Origin of the sequence: Nocardiopsis xinjiangensis YIM 90004 (genome assembly GCF_000341145.1) — a bacterium.
In the GTDB taxonomy this organism is placed as follows: Bacteria; Actinomycetota; Actinomycetes; order Streptosporangiales; family Streptosporangiaceae; genus Nocardiopsis; species Nocardiopsis xinjiangensis.
On the sequence record NZ_ANBE01000085.1, the window covers coordinates 1 to 758 of the forward strand.

At 64.2% G+C, this 758-nt stretch carries 1 protein-coding gene; it reads right to left on the bottom strand.

Annotation, left to right across the window (positions count from 1 at the left end; genetic code table 11):
• Positions 1 to 758: nucleotide disphospho-sugar-binding domain-containing protein (locus tag D473_RS0123805; protein ID WP_017611541.1), on the bottom strand; the 758-nt coding region annotated here is incomplete at both ends.

Consider the following 758-nt stretch of genomic DNA (forward strand, 5'->3'; position numbering starts at 1 on the left):
ACGCTCACCGAAGACCGGCTCGTCCAACAACCGATCCACCGCCTCACGCACCGCCTCACCAGTCACCTCAGAGGTATGCAACTCCAAACCCGCACCGTGCTCAGCCAACCTCCGCGCCAGATACGGCTGATCGAAGTGATAATGCAAAGACAAGTGCGGAACCGGATACAAGGCCGTGGTCGCCAACGACGCCGCCCCCGCGTGATGCACCACCGCATCGCACGTGGCCACCAGATCCCGCCAAGGCACGAACGAAACCATCCGCACGTTCTCCGGAACCGGCCCCACCCTCTCCTGCTCGACCTCAGGAACAGTGGCCACGATCTCCGCATCCACCCCACCCAAAGCCATCAACACCTCACGTACATCCACCGTGTAACCACGAAAGATCTCAGTAGCACTCAAGCCCAACGTCAGCGCCACCCGACGACGCTCGGCCGGCCCCCGCAACCACTCCGGAACCACCGCACGCCCCCCGTAGGGCACGTACCGCATCGGCACGTACTCCAGCCCACGAGCACGACCCCCCAGAGAAGGAGGGATCTGGTCCACGGTGAACTGCCCGGTGACCAGGTCCTCGGAAAACTCGAACCCGTACTTGCGCGCGTAACCCTCGAGCCACTCCCCGAGCGGATCGACCCGCTCCCCCTCGGGCTGCTGCTCATACAGCTCCAGGAAACGCTCCCGGGTCCGACCGAACACATCCACACAGAACAGAACCCGACCATGCGCAGCACCACAGGCCTCGGCCGCGATCG